The 20,256-nt window shown below is 69.9% G+C and carries 15 protein-coding genes; 9 read left to right on the forward strand and 6 right to left on the reverse strand.

Annotated elements, in window-relative coordinates; translation table 11 throughout:
- Positions 1-84: 84 nt before the first annotated feature.
- Positions 85-2,694 carry a CHASE domain-containing protein gene (locus QOZ81_RS02065; protein WP_300715326.1) on the reverse strand — a complete coding sequence of 870 codons (2,610 nt, stop codon included), beginning with the start codon at positions 2,692-2,694 and terminating at the stop codon, positions 85-87.
- 112 nt (positions 2,695-2,806) lie between these two features.
- Between QOZ81_RS02065 and QOZ81_RS02070 the strand changes: the two genes are divergently transcribed.
- From QOZ81_RS02070 to QOZ81_RS02080, 3 genes are all read left to right on the forward strand, one after another.
- Positions 2,807-3,253 carry a hypothetical protein gene (locus QOZ81_RS02070; RefSeq protein WP_291202337.1) on the forward strand — a complete coding sequence of 149 codons (447 nt, stop codon included), beginning with the start codon at positions 2,807-2,809 and terminating at the stop codon, positions 3,251-3,253.
- Positions 3,254-3,410: 157 nt separating this feature from the next.
- Entirely contained in the window at positions 3,411-4,517 is a 1,107-nt protein-coding gene (gene pheA / locus QOZ81_RS02075) for a prephenate dehydratase (RefSeq protein WP_291202334.1), read from the forward strand.
- Positions 4,514-5,836, forward strand: a complete 1,323-nt coding sequence (locus QOZ81_RS02080) for a 3-deoxy-7-phosphoheptulonate synthase class II (RefSeq protein WP_291202331.1) — start codon at positions 4,514-4,516, stop codon at positions 5,834-5,836. Before pheA ends, QOZ81_RS02080 begins: the two co-directional genes overlap by 4 nt.
- A 4-nt stretch (positions 5,837-5,840) precedes the next feature.
- Here QOZ81_RS02080 and QOZ81_RS02085 read toward each other — a convergent pair whose 3' ends face one another.
- Together QOZ81_RS02085 and moaA are read right to left on the reverse strand one after the other, a co-directional pair.
- Positions 5,841-6,827, reverse strand: a complete 987-nt coding sequence (locus QOZ81_RS02085; protein ID WP_291202328.1) for an isoaspartyl peptidase/L-asparaginase — start codon at positions 6,825-6,827, stop codon at positions 5,841-5,843.
- Between the two features lie 13 nt (positions 6,828-6,840).
- Positions 6,841-7,845, reverse strand: a complete 1,005-nt coding sequence (moaA, locus tag QOZ81_RS02090) for a GTP 3',8-cyclase MoaA (RefSeq protein ID WP_291202325.1) — start codon at positions 7,843-7,845, stop codon at positions 6,841-6,843.
- A 67-nt stretch (positions 7,846-7,912) separates the two neighbouring features.
- On the opposite strand from moaA, the gene QOZ81_RS02095 reads away from it, so the two are divergent.
- Both QOZ81_RS02095 and QOZ81_RS02100 read left to right on the forward strand, forming a co-directional pair.
- Positions 7,913-9,139 carry a hypothetical protein gene (locus QOZ81_RS02095; protein ID WP_291202322.1) on the forward strand — a complete coding sequence of 409 codons (1,227 nt, stop codon included), beginning with the start codon at positions 7,913-7,915 and terminating at the stop codon, positions 9,137-9,139.
- Positions 9,140-9,165: 26 nt separating this feature from the next.
- On the forward strand, positions 9,166-10,503 hold the full coding sequence (locus QOZ81_RS02100; RefSeq protein ID WP_300715327.1) for a tetratricopeptide repeat-containing S1 family peptidase: 1,338 nt from the start codon (positions 9,166-9,168) through the stop codon (positions 10,501-10,503).
- Positions 10,504-10,612: 109 nt separating this feature from the next.
- Here QOZ81_RS02100 and recA read toward each other — a convergent pair whose 3' ends face one another.
- Positions 10,613-11,671, reverse strand: coding sequence for a recombinase RecA (recA, locus tag QOZ81_RS02105; protein ID WP_291202316.1), 1,059 nt, complete (start codon positions 11,669-11,671; stop codon positions 10,613-10,615).
- A 102-nt stretch (positions 11,672-11,773) separates the two neighbouring features.
- Between recA and QOZ81_RS02110 the strand changes: the two genes are divergently transcribed.
- Positions 11,774-14,179, forward strand: coding sequence for an ATP-binding protein (locus QOZ81_RS02110; protein WP_291202313.1), 2,406 nt, complete (start codon positions 11,774-11,776; stop codon positions 14,177-14,179).
- Complete coding sequence (locus QOZ81_RS02115) at positions 14,176-15,357, forward strand: hypothetical protein (protein WP_291202310.1); 1,182 nt, start codon at positions 14,176-14,178, stop codon at positions 15,355-15,357. Before QOZ81_RS02110 ends, QOZ81_RS02115 begins: the two co-directional genes overlap by 4 nt.
- Positions 15,358-15,375: 18 nt before the next feature.
- Here QOZ81_RS02115 and QOZ81_RS02120 read toward each other — a convergent pair whose 3' ends face one another.
- Positions 15,376-16,503, reverse strand: coding sequence for a glycosyltransferase family 2 protein (locus tag QOZ81_RS02120; protein ID WP_291202306.1), 1,128 nt, complete (start codon positions 16,501-16,503; stop codon positions 15,376-15,378).
- Between the two features lie 37 nt (positions 16,504-16,540).
- Here QOZ81_RS02120 and QOZ81_RS02125 point away from each other — a divergent pair, with 37 nt between their 5' ends.
- Together QOZ81_RS02125 and QOZ81_RS02130 are read left to right on the forward strand one after the other, a co-directional pair.
- A complete protein-coding gene (locus QOZ81_RS02125) occupies positions 16,541-17,782 on the forward strand; it encodes a cation:proton antiporter (RefSeq protein WP_291202303.1) in 1,242 nt (413 codons plus the stop codon).
- A gap of 268 nt (positions 17,783-18,050) precedes the next feature.
- Positions 18,051-18,992, forward strand: a complete 942-nt coding sequence (locus tag QOZ81_RS02130) for an alpha/beta fold hydrolase (protein WP_291202300.1) — start codon at positions 18,051-18,053, stop codon at positions 18,990-18,992.
- 378 nt (positions 18,993-19,370) lie between these two features.
- On the opposite strand, the gene trhA is transcribed toward QOZ81_RS02130, so the two are convergent.
- Positions 19,371-20,051 carry a PAQR family membrane homeostasis protein TrhA gene (gene trhA, locus QOZ81_RS02135; RefSeq protein WP_291202297.1) on the reverse strand — a complete coding sequence of 227 codons (681 nt, stop codon included), beginning with the start codon at positions 20,049-20,051 and terminating at the stop codon, positions 19,371-19,373.
- Between the last annotated feature and the right edge of the window lie 205 nt (positions 20,052-20,256).

Genomic DNA, 20,256 nt, shown 5'->3' on the forward strand with positions numbered 1-20,256 from the left:
CTTAATCAAGTACCACTTGTGACTCATGCCACAGGACGCTGTTGTGGCAAGGATTTAGCCCATATTTTAAATATTCCTTATTGTTTATTTATTCTTAGATTTGCCGGTGGGCCCGCGGAGGATTTCCCGGACCTTGCCCACCAGTTCGCGAACCCTGAACGGTTTCTGCAGAAACCCGTCCGGAGGGAGGTCCGCCAGGGACTCCAGGGATTCCTTCTGGGTGTAGCCGCTGGTCAGGAGCACCTTGATGCCGGGCGCCAGGCTCCGGATGCGTCGGAAGGTCTCGGCGCCGCCCATCCGGGGCATGGTCATGTCGAGCAGGACCAGGTCGATGGACCCACGCTCCTGCTCGAAGCGCTCCACGGCCTCCAGCCCGTCCCGGGCCTCCAGCACGCTGAAGCCGGCGGTCTCCAGGGCGCTCCGGGCCAGGTCGCGGATGATGCTCTCGTCGTCGACCACCAGGACCGTGCCGGACATCGGCACCGGCGGTTCGGCCTCGGGGATGAGCTGGGCGACGGTGGATTCGGAGGCCGGGAACAGAAGGATGAAGAGGGTCCCCTCACCCGGGTTGCTTTCCACCCGGATCCCGGCCCGGTGGCCGCGGACGATGCCCAGCATGGCCGAGAGGCCCAGGCCCCGGCCGGTGAACTTGGTGGTGAAGAAGGGGTCGAAGATGCGGCCGATGGTCTCGGCATCCATGCCGCAGCCATCGTCCTCGACCTCCAGGCGCACGTAGGGGCCGGGGTCCAGCACCTGGCCGGGGAAGGTGGAACTGAGCTCGGCCCGGCCGTAGGACACGCTCCGCGTGCGGACGACGACCCGGCCGGGCTGGTCCCCGATGGCCTCGGAGGCATTGATCACGAGGTTCATGACCACCTGCTGGAACTGGGCACTGTCGGCGTCCACGGGTGGCAGGCCCGGTTCCAGGTCGGTCGTGACCGTGACCTTCTTGGAGATGGACACGGAGAGCAGGTCGCCCATCTCGAGGATGATGGCGTTCAGGTCCAGGGGCCGGACGGCGAAGTGGGCCTTGCCGGCGTAGGCCAGGAGCTGCCGGGCGAGATCCGATCCGCGCTGGGTGGTGGCCTCGATGCGCTGGATGGCGCTACGCAGGGCGGGGTCGTCCGGGATGCGGTCCAGCGCCACCTCGGCATTGCCGAGGATGGCCGTCAGCAGGTTGTTGAAGTCATGGGCGATGCCGCCGGCCAGCACGCCCAGGCTCTCCAGCTTCTGGGCCTGGCGCAGGGCGCTTTCGGCGCGGCGGCGCTCGGTGACGTCATCGGCCAGGTAGATGGCCCCGATGAACCGCCCCCGCTCGTCCCGGAGGGCGGTGTTGTACCAGTCGCACAGGATCCGCTGGCCGGTGCGGGTGAGGTTCTCCATGGTGACGCGGGTGCCGGTCTCGCTGGCGAGCAGGGCTTCGCGGCGCGAGGGCACCTCGTCCTGGCCCTCCGGCGGGATGATCAGGGCCCGGGGGTCCTGGCCCAGCGCCGCCTCCCTGGAGAACCCGAAGATGCGTTCCGCGGCGGGGTTCCACTCGCTCACCTTGAACATCGAGTCCGTCTCGATGACCGCCAGGGGCGTGTACATCAGGTGGCTGCGGTTCCGGTGCAGCGCCTCGCGGAGGGAGGCGTTCATCGAGTGGGCCAGCTCCAGTGCCCGCCGGCGAGTGCCGGCGAGGGACCAGACGACGGCGGCCAGGCAGACGCTCACCAGGAGCCCGCCCACCAGGAGGATGAGGGGCTGGTTCCGGCCCTCGACCTTGTAGAAGTCGGGCTTGATCGCGTAGCGGACCTGCCAGCCGCGTCCCCCGATGTCCAAGGTGCGGATGACGTCGGCCCCGCCGCCCTTGGGCCAGTCGGAAGTCGCGTAGAGCCACCGGGGGCCCTGGGCGGCGAAGGCGTCCACCACTTCGAAGGCCACGCCCTGATCCTCACCCCTGAGCACGTCCTCGATGAGGGGCTTGATGAGGATGCCGGCGGAGATCCAGCCGCGGAGCAGCTGGCGGCGCAGGGCCGGGCTGCCGGGGGTGCCCTCGTAGACGGGCACGAAGAGGGCCACGGCGTCCTCCCGGCCCAGGGGCCGGGTGAAGTAGAGCAGCCCCGACAGCGCTGGCTGGCCGGTGTCCCGCGCCCGCTCGGCGGCCAGCCGCTGGGTGGCGCTGGTGCCCACGTCCAGGCCGAGGCCCGCGGCGGCACGCTCGCCGGGTTCGCAGAGCTCGATGATCAGGTGGTCCCCATGCTGGCCGGGGTCGTGCAGTGGCATCGGGTCCGAGATGGGCCGGTGGTAGCGGCCCGCGAGCTGGGGCCTGTGCGTCAGGAAGGCGTCCAGATCGGCGGAGGGGACCGGGGTGATGAAGGCGAGGCTCGTCAGGCCCGGGTGGCGGCCGGGCAGGTCGAGCCTGTCCACGTAGGTCCGCCACTGCTCGACCGCCAGGGGCGAATTCCCGCCCACGAAGAATCCCTGGGCGCCGCGGGCGATGTCCTCGTAGCGACCCAGCCGGTTCCGGAGGCTCTGCTCGGTGCGTCCCACGAACCGGTTCAAGCGGGCCTGGTCGCGCAGCAGCTGGTTCTGCCGTGAATTCAGCCAGGCCACCATCGTGACGGCCAGGCTCAGCAGCAGGACCGCCAGCGTCGGCACCCAGGGGCGCTGGGCGTCGGCTTCGGGATCGGATGGGTCGGAGAAAACGGGCATCGAGGGGCTCGGGAATCGGTTCATGTTAGCGGTCTTTGAGAGGTGTAGCGGCAGGTCGGAAGGATGTCCACCCTTCCTGCCTGCGGTAGGGTGGAGGACGCCGGAGATCGCCGTGGACCTGCTTGATGAATTCCTGCCCTACGCCCAGAGCTGCCTGAGGCACCCCTCCGAGCGGGCCCGTCTGGCGGTCATCCTCACCCAGTGGGCCGCCAAGTGGCAGGGGAAGCAGCGGCTCTTCGACTATTCCCGCAGCCACCATGGGGCCTACCTCCACTTCAACCAGCTCATGGGCGGGAAGTGGGTCCAGGCCTTCACCTTCGTGGCCACCCGGCGCGAGGGCGTCTGCCTGCGCGGCCCCGAGCCGGATCGCACCCGCAAGGCCCACAAGTTCCGCCACAACCCCCTGGATGCCGCCCCTCTGGAGGCCCTCTTCGAGGCCTGGTCCCTGCATCCCGAAGCCCGGCCGGCCGGCCACGCCGTGGAATTCTTCCTGGAGGAGACCCCGGATGACGTGTGGGCCGCCTGCCTGGCGGAAACATTGACCCACCTCGGCACCTGAAGTAAGGTGTCAGGACCGCCATGCTGATCTCCCGCCGCTTTTTCGCCTTCAGCTTTCGCACCTCGGGTGCGAGGCCGGGCGGCGTCTAGAACGAAACCGCTTCCGCCATCGCCCCCGAGACCTCACGGCTCGGGGGTTTTCGCATTCAGGAGTAACCATGATTCAGCCTGATCCCCAGTCTCTCGCCGGCCTCCGCCAGGCCATCGACGCGGTGGATGACCAGGTGCTGGCCCTCCTCAACCGGCGGGCGGGCCTCGCCGCGGAGGTGGGGCGCCTGAAATCCGAGGCGGCTCCGGAGGCCCTCTTCCACGCGCCCAAGCGCGAGCGGGAGATCCTCGCACGGCTGGAGGCGGCGAATGCCGGCCCCTTCCCGGATGCCGCCGTGCGCACGATCTTCCAGGAGATCATGAGCGCCTGCCTGAGCCTGGAGAAGCCGCTGCGGGTGGCCTTCCTGGGGCCCGAGGGCACCTTCACGCACCTGGCAGCCCGGCACCAGTTCGGCGGCTCCAGCCAGGCCCTGCCCCAGGGCACCATCCAGGCCGTGTTCCAGGCCGTGGAGCGGGACCGGGCGGACTATGGCGTGGTGCCCGTGGAGAACGCCACGGAAGGGGCCGTGGATTCCACCCTCGATGCCTTCCTCGACAGCCCGCTGCGCATCTGCGCGGAGATCCTGCTCCCCGTGGACCAGGCCCTGCTGGTGCACCCGGGCCTGGATCTCGGCAGCGTCCGGCGGGTCTATTCCCATCCCCAGGCCCTGGGCCAGTGCCGACGCTGGCTGGAGACCCACATGCCCCAGGCGGACCGCATCGAGGCTCCTTCGACCTCCGAAGCCGCCCGTCTCGCCCGGGAGGACGGCGAGGGGGCGGCCGTGGCCTCGGAGCTGGCCGCGGAGCTCTTCGGCCTCCGCGTGGCGGAGACGCGGATCCAGGACCTCGCCGCCAACGCCACCCGCTTCGTGGTGCTGGGGCCCAAGGCCGCAGAGCCCACGGGCCGGGACCGCACCACCCTGCTGGCCATGGCGCAGGATGGCCCGGGTGCCCTGCTGCGCCTGCTGGAACCCCTCGCCCGCCGCGGCCTGAACCTGAGCCGCATCCAGAGCCGGCCCACCCGGCGGAAGCTCTGGGAGTACGCCTTCTTCCTGGACGTGGAGGGCCACGCCGAGGATGCCCCCATGGCCGAGGCCCTCGTCGAACTCCAGACCGCCTGCGCCTCGCTGAAGGTGCTGGGCAGCTACCCGCAGGCCCCCATGGAAGGTGCGCGATGAAGCCCTGGACCCCCGATTCCTGGCGGGGTCTGCCCGCCGCCCAGCAGCCCGTCTACCGCGATCCCGCCGCCGTCGACACCGTGCTGGCGGAGCTGCGCGAGCTGCCGCCCCTGGTGGTGGCCGAGGAGGTGGATTCCCTCCAGAAGCTGCTGGCGGAGGCCGCGGCGGGTAGGCGCTTCCTCCTGCAGGGGGGCGACTGCGCCGAGGCCTTCCGGGACTGCCGCGGTCCCATCATCCAGGACAAGCTGCGCGTGCTGCTGCAGATGTCCGTGCTCATCACCCACGGCGGCCGCACCGGGGTCATCCACCTGGGGCGCATCGCGGGTCAGTACGCCAAGCCCCGCAGCGGCCTCACCGAGCAGGTCAACGGCCAGGAGGTTCCGGTCTACCGCGGGGACCTCATCAACGGGCTGGCCCCGGACCAGCGGGAGGCGGATCCCGGCCGGCTGCTGGAGGCCTATCACCGGGCCGCGGCCACCCTGAACCACCTGCGGGCCCTGGTGGATGGCGGCTTCGCGGACCTGCACCATCCCGAGCACTGGGACCTGTCCTGGAGCCGGGAGGATGCGGGCCACTACCTGGAGACCCTGGACCAGGTGCGGAACTCGCTGGATTTCGTCCAGCGCCTGGGCGGGCTGCCGGAGCACCTGCGGACCGGCGAGCTGTTCACCAGCCACGAGGCCCTGCACCTCCCCTTCGAGGCGGCCCTCACCCGCTTCGTGCCCGAGTTCGACCGCCACTACAACCTGGGGGCCCACTTCCTCTGGATCGGCGAGCGCACCCGGCAGCTCGATGGCGCCCACCTCGAGTACATCCGGGGTCTCGCCAATCCCATCGGCCTGAAGGTGGGTGCCTCCATGACGCCCGACCAGCTGCGGCAGGTGCTGGCGAAGCTGGATCCCGAGCGGAAGGCCGGCCGCCTCACGCTCATCACGCGCTTCGGCGCGGGGCGGGCCGAAGCCGTGCTGCCGGCCCTCATCGAGGCGGCCCGCGCCGAGGGCCATCCCGTCCTGTGGAGCTGCGACCCCATGCACGGCAACGGCCGCCAGGCCGCAGGCGGACTTAAGACCCGGGCCTTCGGGGACATCCTCCAGGAGCTGCAGGAGGTCGCGGCCCTCCATCGGGTCCACGGTTCGCGCATGGGGGCGGTGCACTTCGAGCTGACCGGCGAGCCCGTCACCGAGTGCACCGGCGGCATGGAAAAGCTGAACGAGGCGGACCTCGAACGGGCCTACCGCAGCGGCTGCGACCCCCGGCTGAACCGCAGCCAGAGTCTGGAGATGGCCTTCCTCATCGCGCAGATGATCCGGGAGTCGTGACGGCTTATTTCGCCAGGCTCCAGGCCATCTGGTTTCGGTAGTCCTTCACGAACTGCTTCGTCTCAGCGGAGAAGTTGCAGCCACCGCCGGTGCTGTCCGGGCCGATGGCGACCAGGCCGAGGTCGATGCGCGCGGGGAAGGCGGCGAGGGTGCGGTCCACGGCCTGCTGGGCGGAGAGGCCCTTCGCCAGCAGGTCGTAGGCGGCCTTGGCCACCAGGTGTTTGACGATGTCCTCGCCGTTGCCCGTGCAGGCCACGGCGCCCTTGGGCCCGGCGTAGATGCCCGCGCCGTACATGGGCACGTCGCCCACGCGGCCGTAGAAGGTGATGGTGGTGCCGCCGGTGCTGATGGCCGCGGCGAAGCGACCCTTCGCGTCGCGCGTGACGCAGCCCACGGTGTCGGGCGAGCCCAGGGCCTCCTTCAGCGGCGTGGGGAAGTTCCACCCCTTCTGCCAGTCGTAGCGCTTCCAGGCCTCGATCTGGCGCGGGTCGCTGCCCTGGAGGATGTCCTTCACGCGCTTGAAGCGGGCCAGGTTCTCGGGGCAGGTGGGGTCGTAGTCGGGGAAGCCCATGGCGCGGGCGAAGCGGGTGGCGCCTTCGCCCACGATGAGGAGGTGGGGCGTGTCCATGACCTTCCGCGCCACCAGCACGGGGTTCTTCACCCGCTCGAGGGCGGCCACGGCGCCGAAGGCCCCCGTGCTGCCGTCCATGCAGGCGGCATCCATCTGGATGGTCTTGCCGTCCAGACGGATGTTGGCGCCGGTGCCCGCGTTGAAGCGGGGGTCGTCCTCCAGGACCACCACGCCGGCCAGGGCCGCGTCGAGCGCGGCGCCGCCAGACTTCAACTCCGCCAGCGCCTTCGCCGCGGCGCGGTCCGTGCCGTCCATGCGGGCGCGGGGGCTGCCGGCACCGCCATGGACCACCGCGGCGGGCGGCGCGGCGGCGAGCAGGGCGGCCAGGGCCGCGAACAGGAAGGGACGAAGTGCGTTCATGGGGTTCCTTGGATCAGCCGCCGATGTGGGACATCTCGATGCGGGGGAGGCCCGGGGTCGCGCTGCGCCGCAGCTCGGAATAGCGGTCCCCGCGGCGCTTCCAGTGGGAGGCCAGCAGCGAGGTGAGGTCGGCATCCCCGTGGCCGCTCCGGAGGAAGCCCTTCAAGTCCAGGCCCCCCTTGGCGAAGAGGCAGGTGTAGAGGTGCCCGTCGGCGGAGAGGCGGGCGCGATCGCAGCTGCGGCAGAAGGGGGCCGTGACCGAGGCGATGAGTCCCACCTCGCCCTTGCCGTCGGCGTACTGCCACCCCCGGGCCACGGCGCCCTGGGTGGTGTGGAGGGGGGCCAGGGGCCAGCGGGCGTGGAGGGTGCGATGCACCTCGTCGGCGGGGACCACGGATTCCAGGCGCCAGCCGTTGGTGGTGCCCACGTCCATGAATTCGATGAAGCGCAGGGTGTGGCCCCCCTCCCGGGCGAAGGTGGCCAGTTCCAGGATCTCGTCCTCGTTCACGCCGCGCTGCAGGACGCAGTTGAGCTTGAGGGGGCCGAACCCGGCAGACCGGGCGGCCTCGATACCCGCCAGCACCCGGGACAGGGGCAGGTCCGTGTCGCTGAGGGCCTGGAACCGGTCCGGCCGCAGGGTGTCCAGGCTCACGGTGAGGCGTTTGAGCCCGGCGGCTCGCAGGGCCGGCGCCAGCTCCGGCAGCAGGACCCCATTGGTGGTCAGGGCCAGATCCTCGATGCCGGGCACGGCGGCCAGCATCCGCACCAGGGCCGGCAGCTCCCGGCGCAGGAGGGGTTCGCCCCCCGTGAGGCGGAGCTTGGTGACGCCGAGCTCCGCGAAGATCCGCACCAGGCGTGCGATCTCCTCGAAGCTGAGCAGGGCCTCCCGGGGCAGGAAGGCGTAGTCCGGCCCGAAGACCTCCCTGGGCATGCAGTAGGTGCAGCGGAAGTTGCACCGGTCGGTGACCGAGAGGCGGAGGGCCTTGAGGGGTCGGCCCAGGGAGTCGAGGGGCTGCATATCCCACAAGCATAAATCCCCCCGTGCGGTCACAATGGATTGTTTGGGTGGATACGCAGATATGGGCTTGTTTGATCGATTCTTCTCCCGCGCCGACGAGGCGCCCCTGCCGGGCCTGGCGGCCCTGCTGGAGGCCCGGGGTCTGCCCGCGGAGCTTCCCGGACTGGCGGCGCTGGCCCCGGGCTTCGAAGCCCACCGCAAGGCTGGGGAGCGGGAGGCCTGGGTCGCGGCCGTGGCCGAGCTCCACGGCCAGAACCTCCCCCTGCCCGAGCCCTGGATCGATGCCCAGGACCACCTTCTTCCCGAACTGGTGCCCTCCTGGCAGGCGGAGCGCGAAGGCCGCTGGTGCCGCGGCTTCATCGACGGCCTGAGCCAGCGGATCCGGGTGGGCGACATGATCATGCCCGCCGCCTGGCTGACGCTCTGGGACCAGTCCGCCGATGACGCCATGGAACTGGCCCTGGATCACCTCCGGCACCGGAGCGAGGGCAGCTTCGAGCGCCTGCCGTCGGGCGCCTACCGCAGCCCCTGGCGGGATGGTCTGGATGCGGCGCGACTGCTGCTTCCCGAGCTCTGGCACGGGCTCTTCAAGGACCAGCATCCCTTCCTCGCCATCCCCTCCGCCGACACCCTCCTCGCCGTGCCGCAGATCCTGCTGCCCAAGCTCATGGATGAGGTGGGCCGCAGCCTCCAGTCCGGCGCGAAGCCGTTGCAGCTGGCGGTCATCGAGCGCATCGGCGACCAGCTGATGACCGCCCGCCTGCAGGACCCCCACCCCATGTCGGCGCCCCAGCGGGAGCTGAAGCACATGGACCTGCTGCAGGCCCTGCGCGAGCAGGAGCGGGACCTGGATCCGGCCCTGGGCCTGCCCGCCACGGTCTCCCTGGTGAAGACCAGCCAGGGCAAGCCGCTCACCATGGCCCTCTGGAACGAAGGCGCGCCCATCCTGCTGCCCGAGACCGATCTCATCGCCTTCTCGGCGAGGAATGGCGAGCCGCTGGGCATCTTCGCGCGCCAGACCCTCCCCCGCATCCATGAGATCAGGGGCGAGGCCGTCGCCATCTGGGGGCCGCGCCGGGTGCGCTATGAGGGCTTCCCGTCCGCGGAGCAGCTGTCCCGTCTGGAGCAGTTCGCCACGGCCGAGCAGATGAAGTCCCTCCAGACCCCCACGGGCAACCGCGGCGCAGCGCCCCGGCCGGGGCCTGGTCCCGGTGCGCCTTTCAACGCCCAGGGCGCCGCGCCGCTGCCACGCCACCTCCAGGGCGCGGGATTGGGTGTGCAGGACCCGGAGTGATCCTGCCGGGGTGGCCGTTCCTCCTGATGCTTCAGGTCGCGCCGCCTCCGCCAGCGAATCCGGACCCGGTCCGCGCCCAGGCCTCCGTGGTCCTGGTGCAGGGCCGGCTGGGCGGCTCCCGCGTCCAGCAGGGCAGCGGCGTGGTGATCGCGCCCTTCCTCGTGGCCACCAATGCCCACGTGGTGGAACGGACCCAAGGACTCACCGTCAGGCAGGGACAGTCCACCTGGGCCGTGAGCGAGGTGCGGCTGGACCGGAGCCGGGATCTCTGCCTGCTCACGGTGCCCGGCCTGACCCTCCCCCCGGCCGATCCCGCCCCGTTCCCCGTCGAACCGGGCCAGAAGGTGCTGGCCGTGGGCTATCCAGGCGGCCAGGGTCCCGTGGTATCCCGGGGGCGCCTCCGGGGCATCTGGCACCACGGTGAGGGGCACCTGCTCCAGAGTGATGCCATGACCTTGCCCGGGAGCAGCGGCGGTGGCCTGTTCGACGAGGCCGGCCGCCTGCTGGGCCTCACGACCCTGACCTTTACGCCGAGCCCCCGGCTGAACTTCTCCGTGCCCCTGGACCGGCTTGAGGCGTTGATGCTCCAGCCGGAGGCGGTGCTGGAAAACCGGATCGAGGAAGGCCGTCGCAAACGGAGCGACGACTGGTTGGAGGGGCTCTGCGAGGATCCCCGCAACTGGCCCGCCTGGGAAGTCGCGGCCCGGCAGTGGGTCCAGGACCTGCCCAGGGACGAGAACGCCTGGCTGGCCCTGGGCCTGGCCCTGGACCGGGCGGCCCGGGCTTCGGCCGGTTCCGGCTCCTCGCCCAACCTGCTGCCGGAGGGGGTGGAGGCCTACCGCCGATCCCTGGCCCTGCGGCGGAGCCCCAAGACCTGGAACAACCTGGGCGTCGCCCTGGATCTGCTCAACCGCTTCGAGGACGCCGAGCTGGCCTTCCATGAGGCCCTCGACATGGAACCGGGCTACGCCCTGGCTTGGTTGAACCTGGGCTGCGCCCGGATGAACGCACACCGGTTTCCCGAAGCCGCCGAGGCCTTCCGGAAGGGGCTGGCCCTGCGTCCCGACGAGGCGGATGCCTGGCTCCGGCTCGCCCATTGCCAGCGGAGCGCGGGGCGGCGGGAAGCTGCCCTGGCGAGCCTGCGGATCGCCCTCCGTTATCGGCCCCTCGTCGGCGAGCATTGGCTGGATCTCGGCCTGCTGCTGGTGGACCTGGCGCGCCTTGACGAAGCCCGGGAGGTGGGGGCGAGGCTCGACGCGATGAATCCCGAACTGGCGGAGCGGCTGCGGGCCGCGCTGAGCCGGGTCAGATCAGGTCGTTCTTCCGCTGGCGCGGGAGCAAAAAGGCCTGGCCATCAAGGCTGACGCGACGGGAATTCCTCCCGCGCGACCCAGGCCAAAAAAACGGCGGCGGCCCCCGAAGGGCACCACCGCCGCCTGCCGACCCCTTCCAAAAGGCCGCAGCTGATGCGTTCTAGGCTTCGACCAGGGCTTTCATGCCGAGGCGTTCGCGAATGAGGCTTTCGACCTCGTCCGCCAGTTCGGGATTGTCGTTGAAGAGCTTCTTCACGTTCTCGGCGCCCTGGCCGAGGCGGCTGTCCTTGTAGCTGTACCAGGAACCGCTCTTCTGGATGATCTCCAGCTGGGTGCCCAGCTCCACCAGCTCGCTGGTGCGGCTGATGCCCTCGCCGTACATGATGTCGAAGGTGGCGACCTTGAGGGGCGGGGCGACCTTGTTCTTCACCACCTTCACCTTGGTCTTCTTGCCGATGACGGAGGAGTCCTCGTCCTTGGCGGCCACCAGGGGATCGCCGGTGTTGCCCTTGATGCTCTGGATGCTGCGGACGTCGAGGCGCACGGAGGCGTAGAACTTCAGCGCGTTGCCGCCGGTGGTGGTCTCGGGGTTGCCGAACATCACGCCGATCTTCATGCGGATCTGGTTGATGAAGACCACGCAGGTGTGGGTCTTGCTGATGGTGCCCGTCATCTTGCGGAGGGCCTGGCTCATGAGGCGGGCCTGCAGGCCCACGTGGCTGTCGCCCATCTCGCCGTCGATCTCGGCCTTGGGCACCAGGGCGGCCACGGAGTCGATGACGATGATGTCCAGGGCGCCGCTGCGCACCAGCTGGTCGCAGATCTCCAGGGCCTGCTCGCCGCTGTCGGGCTGGGAGATGAAGAGGTTGGCCACGTCCACGCCCAGCTTCTGGGCGTACTCGGGATCCAGGGCGTGCTCGGCGTCGATGTAGGCGGCCAGGCCGCCCTTCTTCTGGGCCTGGGCCACCATGTGCAGGGCCAGGGTGGTCTTGCCGCTGGCCTCCGGTCCGTAGACTTCGACGACGCGGCCCTTGGGCACGCCACCGACACCCAGGGCGGAATCCAGGGAGATGGAGCCGGTGCTGATGACTTCGATGCCCTCGGCGCTGCTCATGCGGTCGCCGAGCTTCATGATCGAACCCTTGCCGAAGGCCCGCTCGATGTCGGCGACGGTGCGGGTCAGGGCTTTGAGGCGATCGTCTTGCTCGGACGCGGCCATGGGGTCCTCCGGAAGGGGTGACTCCCAGTTTGAGGTAAAAAGCGAAAAAAACAAGAAATCTTTTTTCAGGTCCCGGTCCAGGCCGGCCGAAGAGGAACTGGCATGTCCACCGACGCCCAAGTCCCCCAGTCCACCCTGCCCATGGCCGCCCTTGAGGCCAGGCTGGCCGCCGTCCAGGCGGAGGCCGACCGCTTCCGCACCCTGGTCGAAGACTTGAAAGAAGTGATCTTCCAGATCGACCGCCAGGGCCGGTGGGCCTTCCTGAACCCCGCCTGGGCCGAACTCACGGGCTTCGCCGTGGAGGAGTGCCTGGGGCAGTCCTTCCTGGAGTTCCTGCACCCGGCCGACAACCCCCGCTACCTGAACATGCTCACCTACGCGGTGGACACCGGGCAGGCCGTCTTCGAGGGCGAGTTCCGGATCCCCACCAAGACCGGGGACGTGAAGTGGGTGACGGCCCACCAGCGCATCGCCTTCGACGAGGGGGGCGTGGTCCTCGGGGTCTCGGGCACCCTCAGCGACATCACCGAGCGCAAGCACACCGAGATCGTCCTCCGGGTGGCCACCAGCCGGCTGCGGGCCCTCATCGAGAACATGCAGGCGGGCATCCTGGTGGAGACCGAGGGGCGCAAGATCGCCCTGCTGAACGAGACCTTCTGCCGCATGTTCCAGGTGCCGGTGCCGGCCCATGTGCTGGTGGAGAGCGACTCCCGGGACCTGCTGAAGGAGTGCCTGCCCCTGCTGGTGGACCAGGCGGGCTTCCTCGCCCGCCTCGAGGCCCTGGGCGTGGCCCGGTGTCCATCCCAGGGCGACGAGTTCGAGCTGTGCGACGGCCGCATCATGGCCATGGACTTCGTGCCCATCGCGGTGGGCGAGGAGTACCTGGGCCACCTCTGGCAGTTCCACGACATCACCGACCGCCGCCGGGCCGAGATCAAGCTGGAGGAGGCGGCCCGCGAACTGGCGGTGGCCCGGGACCGGGCCCTCGAGCTCTCCGGCCTCAAGAGCGAGTTCCTGGCCAACATGAGCCACGAGATCCGCACGCCCATGAACGGCATCATCGGCATGACCGGGCTGCTGCTGGATACGCCCCTGGGCGGCGAGCAGCGCCAGTACGCCGAGACCGTGCGGTCCTGCGGCGAGGCCCTGCTCACGCTCATCAACGACATCCTCGACTTCTCGAAGATCGAGGCCGGCAAGCTGGTCTTCGAGACCCTGGAATTCGACCTGCTGTCCGTGGTCGAGGACGTCCAGGCGGTGCTGGGCGTGAAGGCTCAGGCCAAGGGCGTGGAGCTGGGCATCTTCGTCGATCCCGCCACGCCGCTCCAGGTGGCGGGCGATCCGACGCGGCTGCGCCAGATCCTCACCAACCTCATGGACAATGCCCTCAAGTTCACCCAGGAGGGCTCCGTCGAGGTCCGCGTGCGCCCCGAGACCCAGGATGATGGTCATGCCCTCATCCGCGTGGAGGTCCGCGATACGGGCATCGGCATGAAGCCCGAGGTGGTGGACCGGCTCTTCACCTCCTTCTTCCAGGGCGACACCTCCACCACGCGGAAGTACGGCGGCACGGGCCTGGGACTCACCATCTGCAAGCGGCTGGCCGAGCTCATGGGCGGCAGCATCGGCGTGACCAGCGCGCCGGGCCAGGGCAGCACCTTCTGGTTCACCCTCGGCCTGGATGCCCGGGGCTGTCAGGCGCCCGTGCGCCCCGGGGCCACCACCGTCCTGCTGGCGGGCCTGTCCGCAGGGGTGGGCCGCCTGGTCGGGGAGCAGCTCGATGCCTGGGGCGTGCCCTTCCGGATCGCCCCGCCGCAGGCCGAGGTGGGCGCGTGGCTGCGCGAGGTCCGCAGTCCCGATGCCGTGATCCTCGTGGGCCCCGAGGCGCTGGACGCGGCCCTGGCCGAGGCCGGGGAATGCGCCCTCGTCTTCGCGAGCCCGCTCTACCGGCCCGAGCTGCGGGAGACCGCCGCTCGGCGCGGCGTCCAGAGCTACCTCACCCTCCCCATCCGGCCCAGCCAGCTGCGGGGCCTCCTCGAACCGAAGGGCCTGAACATCGGCCGGATGGCCCCCGCCGCTCCGGTCCTGGCCGCAGACGGCCCCGTGAAGGTGCGCGTCCTGCTGGCGGAGGACAACCTCGTGAACCAGAAGGTCGCCCTGATCATGCTCCAGAAGTTCGGCATCGAGGCCGACGTGGTGGCCACGGGCGTCGAGGCCCTGGATGCCCTGGTGGGCGTCTCCTACGACCTGATCCTCATGGACTGCCAGATGCCCGAGATGGATGGCTTCGAGGCCACGCGGCGCATCCGCGAGCGGGAGCGGGGCAGCCGCCGGATCCCGGTGGTGGCGATGACCGCCAACGCCATGGTCGGGGACCGGGAGAAGTGCCTCGAGGCGGGCATGGACGACTACATCGCCAAGCCCGTGCGCGCCGAGGCGCTCCACCGGACGCTCTCCCAGTGGCTGCCCGTGGGGGCGGTGGCGCCCCTGGCCGGGGGGTCGAGATGAGTCGCTCCACCGCCCTGCTCGAGGACGCCACGGGCATCCGCATGGCCCTGCAGCGGCTCTGCGTGGCCGGCGCCCGCCTGGACGTGGCCTACAAGGCCCAGCGGTCGGCCTACCCGATCCTCACCGAGGACGGGGAGCGCTTCGCCTTCCGCATGCCCCATGAGGAGATCGGAGCCTGGGGCCTGAAGGCGGGGGAGAACCTGGCGGTGAAGCTCAAGGACCGCGGGCTGGAGTACGACTGCGTGGTGGCCTGCGCCGGACAGGAGATCCTGGAGGGCGTAGAGGCCTGCCTGGCCAGCATTCCCCGCGTGCTGCGCCGATCCGATCTGCACCGCCTGGCGGATTTCATCCCGGACCGCCCCCCCAGCCAGGCCCACGCGGCCACCTTCACCAACACCCGCAACGCCCTCATCGACGGCACCGTGCAGAGCTTCGGCGAAGAGGGGCTGGAACTCGTCCTGCGCAACACCAAGCAGGACATCCGGGAGCTGCTGCGCATGGGGGAGGAGTCGCTGCTCGACGTGCCCCTGGAAGACGACTTCCGCCTGCGTGCGGCCACCACCGTGGCCTACTTCGGCGACAACCTGGTGGGCCTGCGCTTCACCAAGCAGGCCGATCCGAAGATGCTCGACCAGTACCGCACCTGGATCCAGGACCAGCAGGTCCTCCAGGCCCAGCAGGACAAGGAGGAGTTCACGCCCCGCGGGTTCCAGGAGGCGACGGCGCGGATCAACCGGACGGCGGCCCTGCCCACCCTCAAGCTCATCGTGGACCGGGATCCCATGATCCTGCTGCTCACGGAGAAGGAGGACTTCGCCCGCCGGCTCGGCGAGGCCCTCAGCCGCAAGTTCGGGCTGGCCTCGCTGGATCACATCAAGGGGCCGGTGAAGACGCAGCTGGGGGAAGCCGGCGGAGAGACCGGCTGGGGACGCGTGCGCATGGTGCTCATCCACAACCAGCTGCGCCTGGCCAGCCCGCTGGAGCTCTGCCGCCAGCTCGTGGAGCAGGAGGGCTGCCCCGTGCCCGTGATCCTCCTGGGCACCGAGGAGGAGGAGGCGAAGAAGCGCCACCACGCCGTGGCGGCAGGCGGCGTGGACTACGTGGTCGTGGAGCCCTTCAAGATCCTCGGCATCCTGCGCAGGCTCGACGAGACTCTCAGGCTCTTCGAGGGGGTCTGAGCTCCAATGGGCTGGCTGCTACCGCAGGGCCACGTCCCGGCCCCGCCAGTGGTTCACGCCGCGGACGCGGTCCCACAGGGCCCAGGCGGTGCCCGCCGCGAAGACCAGCGCGTTCAGGGGCCACAGGGCCCAGAGCAGGTCCATGGGGCGCCCCGTCATGCGCTGCTGCACGTCCCCAGCCAACGTCGGGACCAGCAGCCAGAGCAGGAGCGCGAGGATCGGGTGGCCGGCGCAGGGCAGCCAGAGCGGCGCGAGGCCGATCATGAGGGCCAGTGGCAGCAGGGGCGGCAGCAGCCACCAGAAGGGCAGGGCCGCCGAGTTCTTCCGCATGGCCCGCACCAGCTCCCGAAGACCGTGGTACATCCGCAGGTGCAGGTCCGGGCCGCCCTTGGCCACGCGGTTGATGAAGCCCGCGGCCTTCACCCGGCGGGCCAGCATCATGTCGTCGATGGCCTCCAGGGGCGCCCCCGCGTGGCCGTCCACGGCGTCGTAGGCCTCGCGACGCACCAGCGTGAAGCCACCCACGCCGCAAAAGGCCGGATGCCGGGGGTTGGGCACCTGGTGCGGGGGGACCAGCAGGAGGAAGGCCGAGGCCGCGATGGGCAGGATCACGCGCTCCGCCGGGCTGATGGCGTCGATGGCCGGCACCAGGGCGAGGATGTCCGTGGGCTGGGCCTGGGCGAAGGCCATGGCCCGGCGCAGCAGACCGGGCGCCGCCTGCACGTCGCCATCCGCAAAGAGCAGCCAGGCCGCGGCCAGGGCCTCGGGCTGACGCGAGGCCAGGTCCAGGGCATGGTTCTTCCCCAGCCAGCCCGGCGGCAGGGCATCGTTGCGCAGCACCCGCAGGCGCTCCGGCTGGGCGGTCTGGCGTTGCTGGAGGATCTCCGTGCTGCCGTCGGTGGAGCCATCGTCCACCACGAGGATCTGCAGGGCCGGGTAGTCCTGGGCCAGCCAGGAATCCAGGGCCGCGGGCAGCTCCGCCGCCTCATTGCGCACGGGGATGCAGAGACAGACCGTGGGTGGCTGTGGTGGGAGCGCCGGATCCGGCTCCAGCTCGGGCAGCCGGGCCCAGTGGCGGCGCAGGAGGGCCAGCGCGGCGAGGATGCTGCCCGCCGAACCCCAGGATGCCGCTTCCAGCCAGACCATGCTTCAGCCTAGCCTGAGGGGTCACCCCCGAGGCAGCATGTCCTTCGCCCTCCTGATGCACGACCCCCTGGCCGGCACGCTGATGCTGCTGGCGCTGCTGTGGCTGTCGGCCAAGGTGGGGGGCGAGCTGGCGGTGCGCCTGAAGCTTCCGGCGGTCACGGGGGAACTGGCGGTGGGGCTCGCGCTCACGGCGCTGCACCGCTCCTGGCCCCTGTTCCCGGACGTGGCGGCCTCCCCGGCCACGGAGCTGCTGGGCGGGCTCGGCGTGGTGGTGCTGATGTTCGCCGTGGGCCTGGAGTCCACGGTGCCGCAGATGCTGAAGGTGGGCGTGGCCTCCCTGCGGGTCGCGCTGATCGGCGTGGTGGTGCCCATGGCCGCGGGCCTCGCCGGGGCCTGGCTGCTGCTGCCCCAGCGCTCGCCCTTCGTGCTGGACCTCTTCATCGGCGCCTGCCTCTGCGCCACCAGCATCGGCATCTCCGCCCAGGTGCTGCGGGAGAAGGGCGCCTCGGATTCCCTGGAGGGCCGCATCATCGTGGGCGCCGCCGTGGTGGACGACGTTCTGGGCCTGCTCGTGCTGGTGGCCGTGTCCGGCCTGGTGGGCGCGGCCGCTGGTGGCGGCGCCGTGGGGCCGGATCTGGCGAAGACCCTGGCCCTGGCCCTGGGTTTCCTGGCAGCGGCGCTGACGCTCGGCCGCCTGCTCACGCCGAGGCTCTTCCAGCTGGCCAGCCGCTTCCGGGGCGAGCAGGTGCTGCTGCCGCTGGGACTGGGCTTTGCCTTCCTGCTCGCCTGGCTGGGCAACCTCGCGGGGCTGGCCTCCATCGTGGGGGCCTACGCCGCCGGGCTCATCCTCGAGCCGGCGCACATCGTGGATCTGGAGCACCGCGAGCGGCACACGCTGGAGGAACTGGTGCATCCGCTGGTGACGGTGCTCTCGCCCCTCTTCTTCGTGCTCATGGGCGCCAAGGTGGATCCCGGCGCGCTCTTCAAGCCCGCGACCCTGGGCTTCGCCCTGGTGCTGGCCCTGCTCGGCGTGGTGGGGAAATACGTCGCCGGCTACGGCGGGGGTCGGGGTATCCGCGCCGCCGTGGTGGGCTGGGGCATGGTCCCCCGGGGCGAAGTGGGCCTCATCTTCGTGGCCGCTGGCGCCCAGCTCCATCTGAACGGCGTGCCCCTGCTCAGCGCCGAGGTCCAGGCCGGCATCATCGGCGCCCTGCTGCTCACCACCGTGGCCGGGCCCGTGGGGCTGGGGTGGGTGCTGCGATCGTCCCCTTCCGCCTAAAGGAGTCGCTGCGATGACCACCATCTCCTCGAGCCTCAGAACGGTCGTCGTGGCCCTCCTCTGGACCGGAATCCTGGCTGCCCAGCCCACCCTGCAGCAGGTGTGGGCGCGCCATGACCAGCTAGCGCTCCAACTCACCGAGAACCCTGCTCCTTTTGATCCGGGATGGGCCCATGTATTCACAGGACGGCGGGGTCGGACTGTCCGGGGCTGGGATGTGGGGGCACCGACAGCCCCGGTGGTATTGCACTGGGGCGGAGGCCCTGGGTTGGAACTGCGACCCGACCACTACCTCTCCGGGCATAGCGTGGGGGTGGCCCTGCGGCACGTGTCTGTGGACCAGCCAGGAACCGGCGGCTCCGCCTGGATACCCGGCTGGAAACCTGAGGACACGGTGGATGACGCCGCCGAGTTTCTCCGCCTGCGGGGCATCACGGAGCCGGTACTGCTGGAGGGATGGAGCTGGGGTTCCACCATGGCCCTGCTTTTCGCGCAGCGGCATCCGCGCCTGGTGCGGGGGATCGTCATCGGTGGTATGTGGACCAACACAAGGAAGGAAGTCCGGGCCTACCTTGATGCCGATGGTGCCCGAGCCTGGATGCCCGGCTGGACGGAGCAGTTCAGTGTCTTCACGAATGGACACGGCTCCGCCTGCGACCTGCATCGGGCCATCCGCGAAGGTGCGGGCGGCGGGACCCTGGCGGAAGCCTACGACGCGGCGGAGTCCGAACAGGCTGGTTCTGGCCAGATTCCCCGCCAGCCCCTGCCAGGGCCAATTCCGCGCGTTTCATCGCCGACCCCAGTGGACATGGAGACCGAATCCGACGAGACCATTCGATTCGCCTACATCGAGTCCGAGATGATGTGCCGCGGCCAGAGAGGGATATGGCGCCTTCGGCTGCAGTTTCCTAGGCGCCTGGCCTCCGTTCCCTTGGTCGTGATTCAGGGCCGCTACGACCAAGTGTGTCTGCCTGAAACCGCCCAGCGGGTTGTGCGAGCCTGGCCAGGGAGTCGCAAACTCTTGGTGCCGATGAACGGGGGTCACGGCTCCTTTCGTAGTCCACGACGCGAGGATCTGGAGCGGGCTGGGGTTAGCCTCCCAGCTGAGCAGCAATGGGCTCTGGAGAAGGCGGCGATGCTGAGCTACGGCAATGGGGGCCTGCTAAAGAGGGCAGCCCTGGAGTGTCTGGCCGGGGCAGGACAGCAGTAGGAAAGGTTCCCAGATCGGCCATGAGGCTAGGGAGCCGGAAAGCAAAGGACGCAGAGAAAAGCAAAATGGATTTAGCCACCGATGAACACCGATGAACACCGATGAAAAGCTGATGAAGAAAACGGGCGATGAAGGTGGACATGCCCGTGCCCATCAACGGCACCAAGCGATTCGCCTAAATCTGACTGTCCTTCTCATTCTTTTATCGGTGTGCATCGGTGTTTATCGGTGGTTCCAAGTTCTTTCGCACCAAAACCCGCCGTGCCACGGAACAGGCGCGGCTCCGCTAGGCTGAGTTCACGTTCTGACGCTTCCGGAAGGCACGTTCCCTTCCGTGGGAACCAGCAGTTGCAGTGATTCAGACGGTGGCCAAGTCCCTCAGACGAACCGCAGCACCGTGATGAAGTGGCTGGCGGTTCCGCCCAGCACGAAGAGGTGCCAGATGCCATGGGCATGCCGCACCCGGCGGCCCAGGAGGTAGAAGGCCACGCCGATGCTGTAGAGCAGGCAGCCGGCCAGGAGCCACTTCAGGCCCTGGCCCTGGAGGCGGCGCGCCAGGGGCAGGCCCGCGGCGAGGCCGCACCAGCCCATCAGCAGGTAGAGGGGGACGGCGGGCAGGGAACTGCGGTCCCACCACAGCTCCTTGGCGATGCCCAGGGCCGCCAGGGCCCAGACGAAGGCGAACAGTCCCCAGCCCAGGGGTCCGCGCAGGGTGACCAGGGCGAAGGGCGTGTAGGTGCCCGCGATCAGCAGGTAGATGGCGCAGTGGTCGGCCTTGGCCCAGCGTTCCTTGGCGGGGCCCTGGGCGCTGTGGAAGAGCGTCGAGGCCGCATAGAGCGCGATCATGGAAAGGCCGAAGATGCCGAAGCTGACCAGCTTGAGGGCGTCGCCACCCATGACCGCACGGCCGATCAGGAAGGCGGTACCCGGGAGGGCCAGGAGCAGGCCCAGGAGGTGGGTCAGGCTGTTCAGCCACTCATCCTGGGAGAGGTGCCACCAGGCGGGTCGGGGGGCCGGGAGCGCCGGCACAAAGGGGTCGGTCGACAGCTGCAGGGCCATGGGTCTCCACCCGGGTTGGAATCCATTCCACCCCAAGGGTGGGTGCCGGGGATGACGGCCCTGTGAAAGGGTTGCACCTTCCGAAAGCCGCGCGCCGTCCCTCAGCCGTGCACCTGCCCGCGCAGGCACCTGGCGGTATCCAGGCGGACGGGCCCTTCATGCATGATGGTCCGACCCCGGTGATGTCGGATTCGGTGATGTGGGG

The sequence above is a fragment of the Geothrix sp. genome, assembly GCF_030219325.1.
Lineage (GTDB): Bacteria > Acidobacteriota > Holophagae > Holophagales > Holophagaceae > Geothrix.

Coding starts and splice junctions, on each gene's coding strand:
- trhA (WP_291202297.1), bottom strand. CDS start 20,051: ATGGCCCTGCAGCTGTCGACCGACCCCTTTGTGCCGGCGCTCCCGGCC.
- QOZ81_RS02110 (WP_291202313.1), top strand. CDS start 11,774: ATGTCCACCGACGCCCAAGTCCCCCAGTCCACCCTGCCCATGGCCGCC.
- pheA (WP_291202334.1), top strand. CDS start 3,411: ATGATTCAGCCTGATCCCCAGTCTCTCGCCGGCCTCCGCCAGGCCATC.
- QOZ81_RS02120 (WP_291202306.1), bottom strand. CDS start 16,503: ATGGTCTGGCTGGAAGCGGCATCCTGGGGTTCGGCGGGCAGCATCCTC.
- QOZ81_RS02085 (WP_291202328.1), bottom strand. CDS start 6,827: ATGAACGCACTTCGTCCCTTCCTGTTCGCGGCCCTGGCCGCCCTGCTC.
- QOZ81_RS02115 (WP_291202310.1), top strand. CDS start 14,176: ATGAGTCGCTCCACCGCCCTGCTCGAGGACGCCACGGGCATCCGCATG.
- recA (WP_291202316.1), bottom strand. CDS start 11,671: ATGGCCGCGTCCGAGCAAGACGATCGCCTCAAAGCCCTGACCCGCACC.
- QOZ81_RS02065 (WP_300715326.1), bottom strand. CDS start 2,694: ATGCCCGTTTTCTCCGACCCATCCGATCCCGAAGCCGACGCCCAGCGC.
- moaA (WP_291202325.1), bottom strand. CDS start 7,845: ATGCAGCCCCTCGACTCCCTGGGCCGACCCCTCAAGGCCCTCCGCCTC.
- QOZ81_RS02100 (WP_300715327.1), top strand. CDS start 9,166: ATGCTTCAGGTCGCGCCGCCTCCGCCAGCGAATCCGGACCCGGTCCGC.
- QOZ81_RS02080 (WP_291202331.1), top strand. CDS start 4,514: ATGAAGCCCTGGACCCCCGATTCCTGGCGGGGTCTGCCCGCCGCCCAG.
- QOZ81_RS02125 (WP_291202303.1), top strand. CDS start 16,541: ATGTCCTTCGCCCTCCTGATGCACGACCCCCTGGCCGGCACGCTGATG.